A 15,588-nucleotide genomic window follows, 5' to 3' on the forward strand; every position below is an offset into this window, starting at 1 on the left:
CCATCATGACTGAGCCGCTTGAAAAATGTGAGTATGTTTTTTCGACATATTCACGTAGTGAAAATGGCCACGTTCTAATGCCAGTTCGCGAAGCTCACGAATAGGCACGTCGACTTTAATGCTGTCGCCTTTATATTCACCTTGCAGTTTGCATTCAGCACGTACAAAAGTACCTTGAAACTCTAAGTCATCAATTTGAACGGGGAAGCTTGATTCACTGTGTTCGCCTACCGACATAAAGTGAAGATCTTCAGGGCGAAGCCCCAATTCAAATTGTTGCCCGCGTACTAACGCATCATCTGGTTTTGGTATAAGCGTTTCACCAATGCGTATTTGACTTTGACTGACGACAGAAGCAGGAATGAAGTTCATGTTACCCACGAAGTCAGCAACGAAGCGTGAGGCTGGTTGCTGGTATATCTCTTGCGGTGTACCGACTTGTTCAATCACGCCATGGTTCATCACAACAATGCGATCGGCCATTGCCAATGCTTCTTCCTGATCATGGGTAACCATGATAGTGGTGATCCCGAGTTTACGTTGTAGACGGCGGATCTCTTCACGGAGGTGTGAGCGAACTTTTGCGTCCAACGCCGACAATGGCTCGTCAAGTAATAACAGACCAGGTGATAATGCTAAGGCACGAGCAAGTGCAATACGTTGTTGTTGGCCGCCAGAAAGTTGGTTTGGGTATTTAATCCCTGAATCGGGTAGGCCGATGGTGTTAAGCCAAGTATTCACAATATCGGCAACCGTTTTATTGTCTTTACCTTGGTTACGTAAGCCAAGTGCAATATTTTCGGCAACCGTTAAATTTGGAAAAAGTGCATAAGATTGGAATACAATGCCAAAGTCACGTTTTTCTGGCGAAAGAAAGGTGATTTCTTTATTGTTTTGAGCGATCTTGCCTGATGAAGCCAGATCTAAACCCGCAATGGCGCGTAGTAATGTTGTTTTACCGCAGCCTGACGGGCCTAAGAAGCAAACGAATTCACCTTTATTGATCTCAAGCGAGATATCTTTTAGTGCGGTGAACTGACCAAATTGTTTGCTGACATTTTCAATCTTCAGATACGTTTCCATGTTAATACTCATTAATTTTGGTATATACCAAAAGTAACGAAGCAGCGTTACACTTCAATGACATACACTTTACGAAAAAAAGACAGGTAAAAATTGGCGTAAATTACACATCCATATAATACTTAACGCATACTGAATATCAGTTTATTTGTCGTTTAAAAATAAGTAATTTGAATAGATAGCCACGAAATAATCTTTTTCAAGTTGATATTCTGAACCGGAAGAAATTTCATAAGGATTCAATCATGGAAAGAAAAATGCTGATTAGAAATATTTCTTATATGGAGCGTGAGCTATCTGAGATGAAGAAAGAACTCGCAAAACTTGATGCCCACCAAGAGCAACAAGAGCAGCAGGTACATCCAAAAGAAATACTCTTTTCCCCGACACATTAGTATGTGTGCTTGTAATTTTAGAATGTGCTGTCGTCAATGTTATTGTGGTAGGGAAAAATAAAAGCGCGATGATAAGAATATCATCGCGCTTTTATCATTTGATGCTTATTGGTAATAAATTATGAGCGAGGTTCAGATTTCGCATCAAATTTATCAGACCATGTTTTTAATACGCCTTCACGGCTTTGTGCCATTTTGCCGAAATCCATATCAACCATCGCGTTTTCTACATCTGGGTAGTTTTTCACTACGGCTTGAATGTCTTTGTGGCCAACGACTGGATAGAATTCGTTATAAAGCTTGTTGGCTTCTTTTGATATAGACCAATCAACCAATGTTTTCGCCGCATCTGATTGGGTATTGACTAAACCAACCGCTTCAGCTTCCCAGCCTACGCCGCCTTTAGGCATGATGATATCAATCGGTGCACCTTGGGTTTTTAGTGTCGCGCCACGGATTGCCATTGAAATACCGATAGCGACTTCACCCATTCCTGCTTGTACACAAGGCTTCGAGCCTGAGTGAGTATAGTGCGCGATATTGTTATCTAGCTTGCTCATATAATCCCAAGCCGCATCGTCACCCATTGATTGGATCCAGGCTGATACCTGCATGTACCCTGTGCCTGAAGAGGCCGGGTTTGGCATTGCGATATGGCCTTTGTACTCAGGCTTAAGTAAATCTTCCCATGTTTCTGGCTTTTGCAGGCCTTGTCGCTCGGCAACGATTTCATTGAAACAAACGGCATTAAAGAAAGCATCGTTACCAAACCAGGCTTTATCTTCCTGCGGGTCGACAAGGTTACTACGGACGAGTTCCAGACCCTGCGGTGAATAAGGTTTTAAAATCCCTTCATTCTTCAAAAGTGCCATAGAAGAACCCGCTAACCCCCAGACAACATCGGCGCGAGGGTTGCTTTTTTCAGCTAATAGCTTAGCTGTCATAATACCTGTTGAGTCACGTACCCATTTAATTTTGATATCCGGATTTGCTTGTTCAAAGCCGGTTTTAAATTTCGCCAGCATATCCGTTTCAAATGCGGTGTAGACCGTTAGTTCCTCTGCTGCAAAAGCTGAAGACGCGGTCATAGCTGCAAGTGCAGTCAGTGGGGCAATAATCCAACGGTTTTTCATCGTTCTTCTCCATGAATGGTTACGTATCTTAACTGGTCTTTACCAGATGATTTCAATACGAATGATGCTATGCAGGAAATATGACAATTCAATGTGTTGAATATTTCAATTTTCTAACAGTTTTATGGGTGAAATTTGACAGTTTAAATCGCAGCTAAATAAAGGATAAATATAATTTGCGGTCATTATGAAGGTTTTATTAATTCTAATTCTGGGGGGTTTACATGAAACCTGCTCGCTCTTTATAGTGAACTCAATCTGGTATAGTCCAACATTGGAATCGAGAATGGAAAACTTGGATAATCAATATTTGCTACTCACCCCTGGTCCTTTATCAACGAGTCGTACAGTACGAGAAGCGATGCTAAAAGATTGGTGTACATGGGACGATGACTATAACAAAGCTATCGTTGAAGTGATTCGTCAGCAACTGGTTACGCTAGCAACAGATGTTGAAGGTTATACAACTGTCTTGATGCAAGGTAGCGGTACCGCGTCAGTTGAAGCGACAATTGGCTCTGTTATACCGCAAGACGGTAAGTTACTTGTCATTAATAATGGTGCTTATGGCGAGCGTATTGGTCAAATTGCTCAGTACTTAAATATTGATTATCACGTTGTTGAACTAGGTGAAATAACCCAACCTAGTGCAGGGCAAGTTGCTGAAATTTTAGATAACGACCCTACGATAACCCATGTTGCTATGGTGCACTGTGAAACTACCACGGGTATGTTGAACCCTGTTGAAGCAGTTTGTGATGTCGTGAAATCTCGCAATAAGATCATGATCCTTGACGCAATGTCGAGCTTCGGTGGTATCCCACTTGATATGGGCGCACTTGGCATTGATTTTATGATCAGCTCAGCCAATAAATGTATTCAAGGCGTACCGGGCTTCGGTTTTGTTATTGCTAAACAACCTGAACTTGAAAAATGCCAAGGCATTGCACGTTCGTTGTCATTGGATCTCTATGACCAGTGGCAATGCATGGAAAAAAATCATGGGAAGTGGCGCTTTACATCACCGACGCATACGGTGCGTGCATTCCATCAGGCAATGATTGAGCTAGCAGAGGAAGGTGGCATTGACGCTCGCTACAACCGCTATGTAACCAATCAAAAGATCCTTGTAGCAGGCATGGAAAAGCTTGGCTTTAAATGCTTACTGGATAAGTCTCTTCATTCGCCAATTATTACCTCTTTCTATTCGCCAACACATGCCGATTATGACTTCAAAACGTTTTATGACCGATTGAAGGAAAATGGCTTTGTTATCTATCCTGGTAAAGTTTCGAATGCTGACTGTTTCCGTATCGGTAATATCGGTGATGTACACAACGACGATATGCATCGCTTAATTGACGCGATTGAAGCCTCGATGTACTGGGTAAAGGGATGATTTAATGTCAGATATAAATACGTTAAGCGATCAATCTTTACGTAGTGAAGGGGATACCAATATAACCCCGGCACGTGAAACATGGAAAAGCACGATTTCTGATGTAAAAACCCAGCGTATGTTGGAAGAAGACAGCCAATACTTTTTACACCAAGCGATGTCGACTCCTTGCCTTGATGCCCTAACAGGTGCAGAAGGGATCTTTATAGAAGATGCGGCAGGCAAGAAGTACATGGACTTTCATGGCAACAATGTTCATCAACTCGGTTATGGGCACCCGCACGTTATTAACCGTATCCAGCAGCAGTTAACAGAACTACCGTTTTCACCACGTCGGTTCACCAACCAAACCGCGATTGATTGTGCGAAGAAACTCACAGAAATTGCCGGTGGTGATCTAAACCGCGTGTTATTTGCACCGGGCGGCACCTCTGTGGTTGGCATGGCACTCAAACTTGCACGCTATATTACGGGCAATTATAAGGTTGTGTCATTGTGGGACTCATTCCATGGTGCTTCGTTGGATGCCATTTCTGTCGGAGGGGAAGCGTGTTTCCGTGAGGGCATGGGACCATTAATGGCAGGCGTAGAGCGTATACCACCGGCAGTGAGTTACCGTGGGGCGTTTCCAAGGGAAGATGGTAGCGATGTGCATTATGCCGACTACTTAGAATATGTGATAGAAAAAGAAGGTGGCATTGGTGCCTTCATTGCAGAAGGTGTGCGTAATACTGATGTGCAAGTGCCGAGTAAGGCTTACTGGCAACGGATTCGAGAAATCTGTGATAAGCACAATGTCATGTTGATCATTGATGATATTCCTAATGGGATGGGACGTAGCGGTAATTGGTTTACCTACCAAGAGTTTGGTATTGAGCCTGATATGTTGTGTATTGGCAAAGGGTTGGGTGGTGGTGTTGTCCCAATTGCCGCCATGATCACCAAAGAAAAATATAACACCGCATCGCATGTATCGTTAGGGCATTACACTCATGAAAAAAGCCCGATTGGTTGTGCGGCAGCCCTCGCAACCATTGAAGTGATTGAGCAGCAAAACCTACTCGCTAAAGTAAAAGCCGATGAAGCTTACATGCATGATCGCCTAGAGGCGATGAAACAGCGTTACCCGATTATCGGTGACGTACGTGGTGTCGGCTTGCTTTGGGGGGTTGAGCTGGTGGTGTGTCAACAAACAAAAGAGCGTGCTTTAAAAGAGGCCGAGCAAGTGATGTATCGATGTCTTGAACTCGGACTGAGCTTTAAAGTATCACAGAGTAACGTCTTGCAGCTAAGTCCACCACTGATCATTGAGCGTGAGGATTTAGATCGCGCATTGGCCATTGTTGAGCAAGCTATTTCAGAAGTTAACTTAGAAAAGAATTAATCATCCATACGTTGGATAACGAATAGGGAAGAAGAGATGAAAAAGAATGTTCAAGCGGTCATTTTTGATTGGGCGGGTACGGTTGTTGATTTTGGTTCATTTGCGCCAACCACCATATTTGTTGAAGCATTTCGCCGTGAATATGATTTCGATATTTCATTGGCCGAAGCACGTGTACCAATGGGTTTAGGTAAATGGGATCATATTAAATGTGTAGGTGAAATACCAGAAGTTGCCGAGCGTTGGCTGGCAAAGTTCGGTAAACCTATGGCCAAAGAAGATATCGATAAAATTTATCAAACTTTCATGCCGCTACAGATAGCCAAAGTAGGTTCACATGCCGACTTAATACCAGGCGCAAAGCTTGTGATTGATAACCTTCGCAAACAAGGCGTTAAAATTGGTTCTTGTACAGGGTATCCACGTGTAGTCTTGGACGCGCTTATTCCTGCTGCAGCAGCGAACGGTTATAGCCCAGATTGCGCTGTTGCGACCGATGATTTACCTGCAGGGGGGCGTCCTGCTCCTTATATGGTATTGAAGAATATGCTCGACCTACAGGTTGATGATGTAAAAACCTGCATTAAGGTTGATGATTCAGTACCGGGTATTACCGAAGGCTTAAATGCTGGTATGTGGACAGTTGCACTATTACTTTCAGGCAATGAAGCGGGATTAACTCAAGTAGAGTTTGAACAGGCTGATGATGCTAAGTTGGCAGCTGCACGTGCAAAAGCACAAGATGCATTTTCACAATCTGGTGCGCATTATCAAATCGATACAATCGCAAATTTACCAGAAGTTGTAGCTGACATTGAGCGTCGATTAACGGCAGGCGAACGCCCTTAATCTTTCGTTCTTCAATAATATTAAATAAACGAGTTAAGCCCTTTTGTTAGTCTCTGACAAAAGGGCTTTTTTGGTGCTTTGGAATAGTGTTTAAGCACCAAAATAGGGCGACCGTTATTCTTTAATATTTAAAAATTCAACAATAACAGTCATTTAGGTTGTAATTATTTCAGGCCTATTTTTTGCTTTTTTATAAGAAAATAAACTTATAGGGGCTAGGTATGAAAGATGAAACGATTTCAGTCATTTTGGCTGGTGGCGTAGGATCAAGGCTATCGCCACTGACGGATAATAGAGCAAAGCCCGCTGTGCCATTTGGTGGGAAATACAGAATTATCGATTTTACTCTGGCTAACTGTTTGCATTCAGGCTTACGCCGAATTTTGGTGCTGACACAATACAAATCCCATTCCTTACAAAAGCATTTACGTGATGGTTGGTCGGTCTTTAACCCTGAATTAGGGGAATACATTACCGCTGTTCCTCCACAAATGCGTACAGGCGATAGTTGGTATCAAGGTACTGCTGATGCTATTTATCAAAACTTGTATCTACTGACACGCAGTGATGCCAAATATGTCGTGGTTTTATCAGGCGATCATATCTATCGTATGGATTATGAGCCCATGCTTGAACAGCATAAAGCCTCTAAAGCCGATTTAACGGTCGCGTGTATGGAAGTTCCCATAGAAGAAGCTAATGCATTTGGTGTTATGACGGTGAATGAGCAACAACAAGTGTTATCGTTTACTGAAAAGCCAGAGTACCCACAGCCGTTACCGCATAAGTCGACTGCGTGTTTAGCCTCGATGGGGATTTATATTTTCTCGATGACTGCACTAGAACAGTACCTTGAAGATGATGCCTTGAACCCTTATTCGAGTCATGATTTTGGCAAAGATATTATCCCTAAACTGATTGATGGACAAGGTGTGTATGCTTACCCGTTTGGTGGAGAAGAAGGCCGAGTGAGTCAAGATGCCTATTGGCGAGATGTCGGTACTATTGACTCTTTTTATCAGGCTAATATGGATTTACTTTCGGTAGAGCCGCCGTTAGACCTTTATCAACAAGACTGGCCTATTCGAACGTATGAACCACAATTACCACCGGCAAGAACAGTATCTTCAGCGGCGGGTAATGAAGGTATATTTATTAACTCAATAATTTCAAATGGGGTAGTGATTGCTGGTGGCTCTGCGCAAAATTCTGTGTTCTTCCCTAGAGTCACAGTGAACAATGCTGCTGTTGTTATTAATAGTATTATTTTTGAAGGTGTTACTATTGGCGAAGGGGCACACCTTGAAAACTGTATTGTTGATAAAAATGTAAATATTCCAACGAATACAATCATAGGCGTAAATACGAAAGACGATGCCCAGCGTTTTAATATATCAAAGAAGGGGATTGTCGTTATTCCTTCTGATTATCAATTCTGAAAGTAGTCGATCGTGTTAATTACCTTTTTATTGATTAAAAAGGTAATTGTTTTCTGGGTGTAACCATTTGGTTTCAATTAATGGTCTCATATCTGCCTTGTGAATAGATATTAAAAATGGCGTATATGTCAACTTCGTAATGAACGTGTATTCGGCGTTTTATTGATGTTAATCATATGTTGAGTATATATTTTCGCTTTGATTTTCTTTACGTAAAAAGCAGATCAAGAGCATGTTTTGACGATTTTGACCGATTTCATGGGCCACATATCCGTATAGTGTGATTAGGTTATTTAATTAATAACTTGTTTGATGTAGTGAGCTATTTACAACAGTTGTTATGTTTCTTTTAAGGATGATTATGGAAACAACAGTTGAATTCTCTGAAGACGGTAGCGTTGTATTTGATTACACGACGTTCTTATCTGCATCTTGTAAACAAAAAGTGACTTTTGCCGATGCATTGAAAGCACTGGTTCCATCGTTCGAGATCTCATGGACTTCCTCGATGCCGAATGGAATGACAGAGTCAGAAAAGTTACAGATGCAGGCACTTAAAGTGCTATCGACGAATATTAGCGATGAAAATAATATCATTCGTTTATTACGTCTTGCTCGTTCTGAATATATTGATGAACTGGTAATTCAATTGCCTTATGCCCTTGAAGATAACCAGTTAGTGCAAATAGAAAGTCGTGCAGTATGTAAAGTCATTATTCTCGATGAAAATGAGGAAATGTTAAGGATTCACATGCTTTAACTTTTTCCATTATGTAAAAAAGCCAGCGGATGCTGGCTTTTGCTTTATCTGGGGTTCGTAAGGCACTTTATAACAGTAAACCTTGCCACATCATACCGGCTGCTATTGCTGCAGCTAGAGTTAATACACTGGCTGCAGTCAGTTCTTTCCCTACAAAAGGCTTCGTCTTTTGCTCTCGCTTCGCCTGAATATAGAAATATAATCCCGGTAGATACAGCAGTGCCGATAACAATAAGTAATCTAACCCTGAGGCGTACAGCAGCCACAGACCATATAGGCTCGCGCAAATGCCGACAAACAGTAAAGAACCGCGATCTTTTCGTTCGATGGCAAGCTTAAGCGTATAGGCGCCGACCAGAAAGTAGGGTACTAAAATCATCTCTGACGCAATGATTAGCAATGTGTCATACGTGCTGCCCGCAAACATAACAAAAATAAGCGAGATTTGGATGCATATATTCGTTAATAGTAAAGATTTTACAGGGCTACCAGCGTCATTTTGACGGGCGTAACTTTTTGGGAACATGTTATCTTTTGCCCCAAGAAAAGGTGCCTCTGACGCTAATACCGTCCAACTTAAAAAAGCACCGCATACTGAGATAAGTAAACCGCCACCAATAATAAACTTACCCCAAGGCCCTAAGATCTCTGTTAGCACTTTTGCCATTGAAGGGTTTTGATAGGTTGCTAGCTGTTCGGTACTTATAACACCCATAGACAGTAAGGTAACGAACACGTAAATAGTAAGTGCAGTTAGCAAGCCGAGAATCGTTGCTCGGCCGATGTCTTGACGATTCTTCGCTCTGCTCGATACAACAACAGCCCCTTCAATCCCAATAAAGACCCATACAGTAATTAGCATGGTGCTTTTAACTTGAGAGATTAAGTTGTGCTCTTCACCAAAATGGAGGCCCGTAAAATCAAAAACAAAGGTATCCCATTTAAACGCAACCAATGCACAAATAATGAATAGAAAAAGAGGTACTAGCTTAGCGCATGTAGTGACGAGATTGATCATGGCTGCTGTTTGTACACCCCTTAAAACAAGTGCATGAACGAGCCAGAGTAAAATAGAGGAGCCGATAACCGATATCCAGGTATTACCAGCACCAAAAAGGATCATATCGGGTTGGTCGAATAGCATACCGAGTGTACTAAAGACAATAACAAGGTATGAAACATTGGCAAGCATCGCACTAAGCCAGTATCCCCATGCTGAACAAAAACCAATAAAGTCACCAAAACCGGCTTGTGCGTAGCCGAAAACACCACTTTCGATCTCAGGCTTAAGACGAGATAGGTGCTGGAAGGAGAGGGCTAGGAATATCATTCCCACACCAGTAATAGCCCAGCCAATCATTACAGCTGCAGGGCTTGCGACTGCTGCCATATTTTGCGGCAAGCTAAAAACACCAGCCCCAATCATAGAACCTATAACTAACGCAGTTAACGATCCTAATCCCAATTTCTTTTCCATTGTAACATCCGGTTATAACGACTGAGCCGTTGTATTTTTTAGGTGTATTATGGTGAAAAAATTCATATTTGCACGTATAAAGTTGTGCTGGTTACTATAAAGGTAGCGAAATAAACTATTTATTGTACTGGATCAAAAAAGCCATCACCCTAAGAATGATAGCTCTCTGATTATAGAAGAAATTAATCGCTAGGTTATTTTGGTACCCATAACCGGATTAGATCAGAAAAAATGGGTATACCGTTCAAGGAAGGCACTGTTGTATTACCGGTTTTACTATTCAGTGTACCGTTACATTTGCTTTAGCGCTGCGATTGATAATGAACGCGTAGCTATTACCATCCTGCGCAGCTTGGCGAATTGAAGCGCTTTCAAAATCAGCCACATAACCTGTAGAGATAACAGCACTACAATTTCCTGTTCGTAAGGCCTTTTCGACTAGCTGTTGATCTGAAATACCTTTTTTATTTGTCAGCACAAGCACCTTATTAAGATCGATACCCGCACTTTTAAGTAGGCTTTTGTCAACGAGGGCGTCTTGACCAATGAACATTATCCAACGGTTTTGTTGACTGGCTTGTTTAAGAATTCGAAGAAAATAAGCTAGTTGAGTATGCATTTGATCAGAAAAGCAAACTTCAATGGGGCACTTTACAGACAGTGGTGTAATTTTACCGGACTCTTGACCCGCAAATGTAGTCTTGTAAGCCTGTGAAGCCGAAATCGAGTGTTGTTGATCAAAGTAAGCAGTCATATTCCATCATCCTCAACAGTGTGTATTTGTACATGCTGTACGTCTATACAGTAGTTTTAATCAGGCGCTGATGCAAGTACTTTTTGACAATTGAGTAAACAGTTTTACCGTTGAAATTATTACTTATTTCCTTTCTTTACTCTAAGTGTATGATTTTAAATTCATTTACATTCTACTTGTTTTGAGTAGAATTTAGTTGTTTTATGATGTGGTTAAGTAAAAGGAAGACGAATTCATGCGAGAAAGGTGTCGGGTAGGCTAAAAAGTACTGTATATACGTCACCTATACAGTACTTTTTATATGTACAGAAAGGGATAGGGTAACGTTAGATCGCAAATACATCATTTTATCGTTGTTAATTAGGTGGATAGGTGCAATAAATTATTTATAGGCTAATAGCTATTAATGAAAGCTCTGCAGGGGTTTAATTACCTTCGGCGGTAGCGTGTCCTATATTTTATCTAATGGGCTTTTAACACCACTAAAATGTGTTCCTACAACATGAGTATAAATTTGCGTTGTTTTTATGTCGGTATGTCCGAGTAACTCTTGGATATTACGTAAATCAGTGCCAGCTTCGAGTAAACGAGTAGCAAATGAATGTCTAAATGTGTGGCAGTTAGCTTTTTTTAAAATTTTTGCCTTTTTTATCGCGATTGCAATATGAAGCTGAACAGTACGATCGGTTAAATGATGACGCATTCTTTTTCCTGAACGAGGGTCAGAGCTTATATTTTGTGCGGCAAACACATACTGCCACCCAAGTGACTTCGCATGGTTTGGGTATTTTGATTGAAGTGCGTAAGGCATATAAACTTCGCCAAAGCCATTTTTTGTATCGAGCTGGTGTTGAATAGTTACTGCTGTAATTTGTTGCTCCAAATCAGAAATAATATGAGGTGAAAGTAACGTCTTCCTATCCTTGTTTCCTTTCCCATTTCTGATAGTGATGCTTTGTGCATTAAAGTCGATATCATTAATTCTTAGTCGGAGTACCTCATTGACCCTAAGCCCACTGCCATACATTAGCTGTGCAATTAACCTGTACGGGTAAGTAAGCAGCGTAATGATATCCATTGCTTCTTTATGGGTGAATACTTCGGGCAACTTGGTAGAGCGCTTTGAACGTTTAAAATTTAATGACTCGGTATCTTGTTTAAGTACTTCCCGGCAAAGAAAAACCAATGCATTCAGTGCTGTTTTTTGTGTGTTAGGTGAGACATTTCTTTTTGTCACAAGGTGGTCTAAAAACTTTTTGATGTCTTTAGCTGAAACTTGCTCACGTTGTTGATACTGAGAGAAAAGAATAAAGCGTTTAATCCAACTGAGGTAACTTTTTTCTGTGGAGTAGGCTAAACCTCTTGTTCGCATTAGTGTAATGATCTCTGTTAAAAAAGGGCTTTTGATGTGCGAAATAGGCTTTGGGATATCTTTCATTATAATACTGTTTTTATATACATATATGGATGAATGTAGGAAAAGCCTGCACTTTAAGCAAATGTATAAAAATATGCATTCGTGTATTTTTGTATATAATCACTAAATTAAGAAAAACAGATGTTTGTCAGTATGTTAAGCCATTGAGTTGATTGCTGGATASACGAAACTGTGACAGAGTATCGTGATGGTGTATGAATTTGAGTGTAAGTGCTTGATTATTTTCTGTGGAATACACGAAACAGATACGTAAAATATAATGTTATATGCCATTTTTTTTTACGGCTTAGGTCTCTTTGCCGCTGGGTGTTTTATGGTTTCAATGTGGGTCGTAATGCAGTGAAAATCGTTATGTGAATTAGTGCGGTTAACCTTAATCTCATGCCAATGTTCATTGGTATAAATAGCCTTGTCTCTCTCAAATTCATGAATCCGCACTGTTGAATTTGGTGCTGGTTCGCTATGATTTCAGTGTTTACTAAGTGRCTGAAATTACACTGCCAAGTAAGGTTTCAATCGTTGGTAGGTTGGTGTTTACGGTTACAGCCAGTATTGTGAGTTTGGGGTTGTTCAGCTGTTGTCTYGGTGGGGCGGMCAAGCCGCTTTATATTCAGTGTTCATATAACAAACTGTGCAAATTGACCCTTAACACGCGGCATTTTAAGTATGAATTGGCTTTTGTGTTTACTGTGTAYTGTTTGGRTTTCGGGGCGGGCAACTTCACAAGGGCGTTATATGCTCATGTCATAGATCCAGCATTATTCATCCGTTCTTGTATTACGTATAATTATGACATCTAAGTTGATAGGGAGTGGCCAAAAATGTTCAGGTGCCCAAGTTGCAATGAAAAATCAATATCATCTAAAGAAAAGTCTAGGACACGACCTTCAGATAAAAGAAAGTGTACAGCTTGTGGTGACTATTGGAGTGCATCACCTTATTACTATTATCCGATTTTTTTCCTCATTTCTTTTCTAATTGGTGCGTTAACTAATTATGGTGGAATTCATATAATCGCAGCTTGCATTATTGGCGTGTTGGCAGGTTGGGTTGCAATTTTTCTTCAGCCAGTTAGGAAAGTTTAAGCATAGTTATAACAAATTTTTCAAGAGTGATTTGGCACGCATGCGTTAGGTTCTGTGGTTAAGGTGGTATGAGGAAGCATTGGTATTGCGAGCCTCACACCTTAATAAGGCGTTCATTGTCGCTGGTTGTTTAGTGGTTTCAATGTGGGTCGCAATGCAGTGAAAATCGTTCCGTGAAATGGTGCGGGTTACCTTAATCTCATGCCAATATTCATTGGTATAAATAGCTTTGTCGCTCTCAAATTCATGAATCCGCACTGTTGAATATTGTGTTGGTTCGTTATGATTTCAGTGTTTACTAAGTAGCTGAAATAACGAAGCCAAGCTTGTATTTCAGTTGTTGTCAGCGTGGTGCTTGCGGTTACAGTTAGTATCGTGACTTTTGGGTTGTTCAACTGTTGTCTAGGTGGGGCGGCCAAGTCGCTTTGATTTCAGTTTACATATAACAAACTGTGTAAGTTGACCCTTAACACGTGGCATTTTTAGCATGAATTGGCTTTTGTGATTACGGGGCAAGGTTTTGGTTTAGGGGCGGGCAACTTCACAAGGGCGTTATATGCCATTTTTTCTTATGGTTTAGGTCTCATTGCCGCTGGGTTTTAAGTGGGTTCAATGTGGGTTCAATGTGGGTCGCAATGCAGTGAAAATCGTTCCGTGAAATGGTGCGGTTAACCTTTATCTCATGCCAATGTTCATTGGTAAAAATAGCTTTGTCTCTCTCAAATTCATGAATCCGCACTGTTGAATTTGGTGCTGGTTCGTTATGATTTCAGTGTTTACTAAGTCGCTGAAATTACATTGCTAAGTAAGGTTTCAATCGTTGGTAGGTTGGGGTTTACGGTTACAGCCAGCATTGTGAGTTTGGGGGTTGTTCACCTGTTGTCTCGGTGGGGCGGCCAAGCCGCTTTGATTTCAGTGTTCATATAACAAACTGTGCAAGTTGACCCTTTACACGTGGCATTTTTAGTCTGAATTAGCTTTTGTGATTACGGTGTAATGCTTGGGTTTAGGGGCGGGCAACTTCACAAGGGCGTTATATTTTCAGGAGAGTACAGTGAGACCAGAAGAGATATATACCTTTGAGGTATTAGCTGATGTGTACTCAGGAAGTTATAGTGAGGGGCCTAATAATCTTCCTCCAGATGGTTTTTTATCGATAAAACATCAAAAAATCGCAGTAGAGGTAACGAGGTTAATTCAAAATACGATTGATGAAAATTGTAATATGAAACCTCGATTAGCTGATGATGCTCCAGCATATTCACTTATTAAAGATATTGAAAAGTCAATCAGTAATAAAATACCACCAGATAAATGCGTTTTCATTAGACTACCTACGCCTATATCTAATGTTAGGAAAATAAACGATATTCTGTGTTCGGAAATTGTTGAATTAGTAAAATCTAATAAATGTGAGAAAGAAATAAAATTCAACAAAAATGATAGTCCAATATACATTAATATCTTTAGCGATGAAAATAACTTGGAGAGTAAAATTACTGCAGCCTTTCCAAATGTTAATTCCTCTACTTATATACAAGAAAATACACTTTATATACTAAATGATCGCATTGTGGATAAAGAGAAGAAACGAGAGAAACTCGATGGTGTTAATGAATACTGGCTCGCTTTAATTAATGAATATTGGTTGGCTGATGCTAATACGTATTTAAATTGCATCGAAATTTCAAACGTTAGTCATGGTTTTGATAGGATAATATTGATTTCTGAAAATAGGCAAGTTACTGAGTTATTTAATAAAATATAACAAAAACATCAAGTTGACACGTTTTACTCCGCAGTTTTGGTATGAAGTTCGGCGTGCTTGGTGAGTTCGCCGTGGTGCAACTTATGTTAGACGTTATATGCCATTATTTCTTACGGTTTAGGTGTCATTGCCGCTGATTGTTTTGTGGTTTCAATGTGGGTCGCAATGCTGTAAAAATTGCTCCTTGAATTAGTGCGGTTAACCTTAATCTCATGCCAATGTTCATTGTTATAAATAGCCTTGTCTCTCTCAAATTCATGAATCCGCACTGTTGAATTTGGTGCTGGTTCGTTATGATTTCAGTGTTTACTTAGTAGCTGAAATTACACTACCAAGTAAGGTTTCAATCGTTGGTAGGTTGGTGTTTACGGTTACAGTTAGAATCGTGAATTTGAGGTTGTTTACCTGCTGCCTCGGTGGGGCGGCCAAGCCGCTTTAAGTTCAGCGTTCATATAACAAGCTGTGTAAGTTGACCCTTAACACGTGGCATTTTCAGTATGCATTGGCTTTTGTGATTACGGTGTAATGTTTGGTTCAGGGGCGGGCAACTTCACAAGGGCGTTATATGCCATTATTTCTTACGGTTTAGGTGTCATTGCCGCTGGGTATTCCGAGGTTTCAATG

General features: G+C 40.7%; 12 protein-coding genes. 7 read left to right on the top strand and 5 right to left on the bottom strand.

Going from position 1 to position 15,588, the window contains the following annotated elements:
• Positions 1-3: 3 nt before the first annotated feature.
• Positions 4-1,095: a putative 2-aminoethylphosphonate ABC transporter ATP-binding protein gene (locus L4D78_RS26330; protein WP_428469675.1), complete on the bottom strand. Its 1,092-nt coding sequence runs from the start codon at positions 1,093-1,095 to the stop codon at positions 4-6.
• Between the two features lie 233 nt (positions 1,096-1,328).
• Here L4D78_RS26330 and L4D78_RS26335 point away from each other — a divergent pair, with 233 nt between their 5' ends.
• Positions 1,329-1,478: a hypothetical protein gene (locus L4D78_RS26335; protein WP_428469676.1), complete on the top strand. Its 150-nt coding sequence runs from the start codon at positions 1,329-1,331 to the stop codon at positions 1,476-1,478.
• A gap of 119 nt (positions 1,479-1,597) precedes the next feature.
• On the opposite strand, the gene L4D78_RS26340 is transcribed toward L4D78_RS26335, so the two are convergent.
• Positions 1,598-2,611 (bottom strand): putative 2-aminoethylphosphonate ABC transporter substrate-binding protein, encoded by a 1,014-nt coding sequence (locus L4D78_RS26340; RefSeq protein ID WP_428469677.1) that lies wholly within the window; start codon positions 2,609-2,611, stop codon positions 1,598-1,600.
• A 295-nt stretch (positions 2,612-2,906) separates the two neighbouring features.
• On the opposite strand from L4D78_RS26340, the gene phnW reads away from it, so the two are divergent.
• The 5 genes from phnW (at position 2,907) to L4D78_RS26365 (ending at position 8,442) form a co-directional block, all read left to right on the top strand.
• Positions 2,907-4,010: a 2-aminoethylphosphonate--pyruvate transaminase gene (phnW, locus tag L4D78_RS26345; protein ID WP_428469686.1), complete on the top strand. Its 1,104-nt coding sequence runs from the start codon at positions 2,907-2,909 to the stop codon at positions 4,008-4,010.
• Positions 4,011-4,014: 4 nt separating this feature from the next.
• Positions 4,015-5,394 carry an aspartate aminotransferase family protein gene (locus tag L4D78_RS26350; protein ID WP_428469678.1) on the top strand — a complete coding sequence of 460 codons (1,380 nt, stop codon included), beginning with the start codon at positions 4,015-4,017 and terminating at the stop codon, positions 5,392-5,394.
• A gap of 36 nt (positions 5,395-5,430) precedes the next feature.
• Complete coding sequence (gene phnX / locus L4D78_RS26355; protein WP_428469679.1) at positions 5,431-6,243, top strand: phosphonoacetaldehyde hydrolase; 813 nt, start codon at positions 5,431-5,433, stop codon at positions 6,241-6,243.
• Between the two features lie 221 nt (positions 6,244-6,464).
• Positions 6,465-7,682 (top strand): glucose-1-phosphate adenylyltransferase, encoded by a 1,218-nt coding sequence (gene glgC / locus L4D78_RS26360; protein ID WP_428469680.1) that lies wholly within the window; start codon positions 6,465-6,467, stop codon positions 7,680-7,682.
• Positions 7,683-8,043: 361 nt separating this feature from the next.
• Complete coding sequence (locus tag L4D78_RS26365; RefSeq protein WP_428460880.1) at positions 8,044-8,442, top strand: hypothetical protein; 399 nt, start codon at positions 8,044-8,046, stop codon at positions 8,440-8,442.
• A gap of 67 nt (positions 8,443-8,509) precedes the next feature.
• Here L4D78_RS26365 and L4D78_RS26370 read toward each other — a convergent pair whose 3' ends face one another.
• The 3 genes from L4D78_RS26370 to L4D78_RS26380 all read right to left on the bottom strand — a co-directional run bounded on the left by L4D78_RS26370 (position 8,510) and on the right by L4D78_RS26380 (position 12,111).
• A complete protein-coding gene (locus tag L4D78_RS26370) occupies positions 8,510-9,919 on the bottom strand; it encodes a basic amino acid/polyamine antiporter (protein ID WP_428469681.1) in 1,410 nt (469 codons plus the stop codon).
• Between the two features lie 280 nt (positions 9,920-10,199).
• Positions 10,200-10,673 (bottom strand): cell division inhibitor SulA, encoded by a 474-nt coding sequence (locus L4D78_RS26375; RefSeq protein ID WP_428469682.1) that lies wholly within the window; start codon positions 10,671-10,673, stop codon positions 10,200-10,202.
• A gap of 451 nt (positions 10,674-11,124) precedes the next feature.
• Positions 11,125-12,111 (bottom strand): integron integrase, encoded by a 987-nt coding sequence (locus L4D78_RS26380; protein WP_428469683.1) that lies wholly within the window; start codon positions 12,109-12,111, stop codon positions 11,125-11,127.
• Between the two features lie 2,139 nt (positions 12,112-14,250).
• On the opposite strand from L4D78_RS26380, the gene L4D78_RS26385 reads away from it, so the two are divergent.
• Positions 14,251-14,964, top strand: coding sequence for a hypothetical protein (locus tag L4D78_RS26385; RefSeq protein ID WP_428469684.1), 714 nt, complete (start codon positions 14,251-14,253; stop codon positions 14,962-14,964).
• The last annotated feature ends 624 nt before the right edge of the window (positions 14,965-15,588 follow it).

This window comes from Photobacterium minamisatsumaniensis, from assembly GCF_050336695.1.
GTDB lineage: Bacteria > Pseudomonadota > Gammaproteobacteria > Enterobacterales > Vibrionaceae > Photobacterium > Photobacterium minamisatsumaniensis.

What these genes read in the sequence shown, in the direction of transcription:
- glgC (WP_428469680.1), top strand. Translation starts at nt 6,465, where the DNA reads ATGAAAGATGAAACGATTTCAGTCATTTTGGCTGGTGGCGTAGGATCA.
- L4D78_RS26375 (WP_428469682.1), bottom strand. Translation starts at nt 10,673, where the DNA reads ATGACTGCTTACTTTGATCAACAACACTCGATTTCGGCTTCACAGGCT.
- L4D78_RS26380 (WP_428469683.1), bottom strand. Translation starts at nt 12,111, where the DNA reads ATGAAAGATATCCCAAAGCCTATTTCGCACATCAAAAGCCCTTTTTTA.
- L4D78_RS26330 (WP_428469675.1), bottom strand. Translation starts at nt 1,095, where the DNA reads ATGAGTATTAACATGGAAACGTATCTGAAGATTGAAAATGTCAGCAAA.
- L4D78_RS26350 (WP_428469678.1), top strand. Translation starts at nt 4,015, where the DNA reads ATGTCAGATATAAATACGTTAAGCGATCAATCTTTACGTAGTGAAGGG.
- L4D78_RS26370 (WP_428469681.1), bottom strand. Translation starts at nt 9,919, where the DNA reads ATGGAAAAGAAATTGGGATTAGGATCGTTAACTGCGTTAGTTATAGGT.
- L4D78_RS26365 (WP_428460880.1), top strand. Translation starts at nt 8,044, where the DNA reads ATGGAAACAACAGTTGAATTCTCTGAAGACGGTAGCGTTGTATTTGAT.
- phnX (WP_428469679.1), top strand. Translation starts at nt 5,431, where the DNA reads ATGAAAAAGAATGTTCAAGCGGTCATTTTTGATTGGGCGGGTACGGTT.
- L4D78_RS26335 (WP_428469676.1), top strand. Translation starts at nt 1,329, where the DNA reads ATGGAAAGAAAAATGCTGATTAGAAATATTTCTTATATGGAGCGTGAG.
- L4D78_RS26340 (WP_428469677.1), bottom strand. Translation starts at nt 2,611, where the DNA reads ATGAAAAACCGTTGGATTATTGCCCCACTGACTGCACTTGCAGCTATG.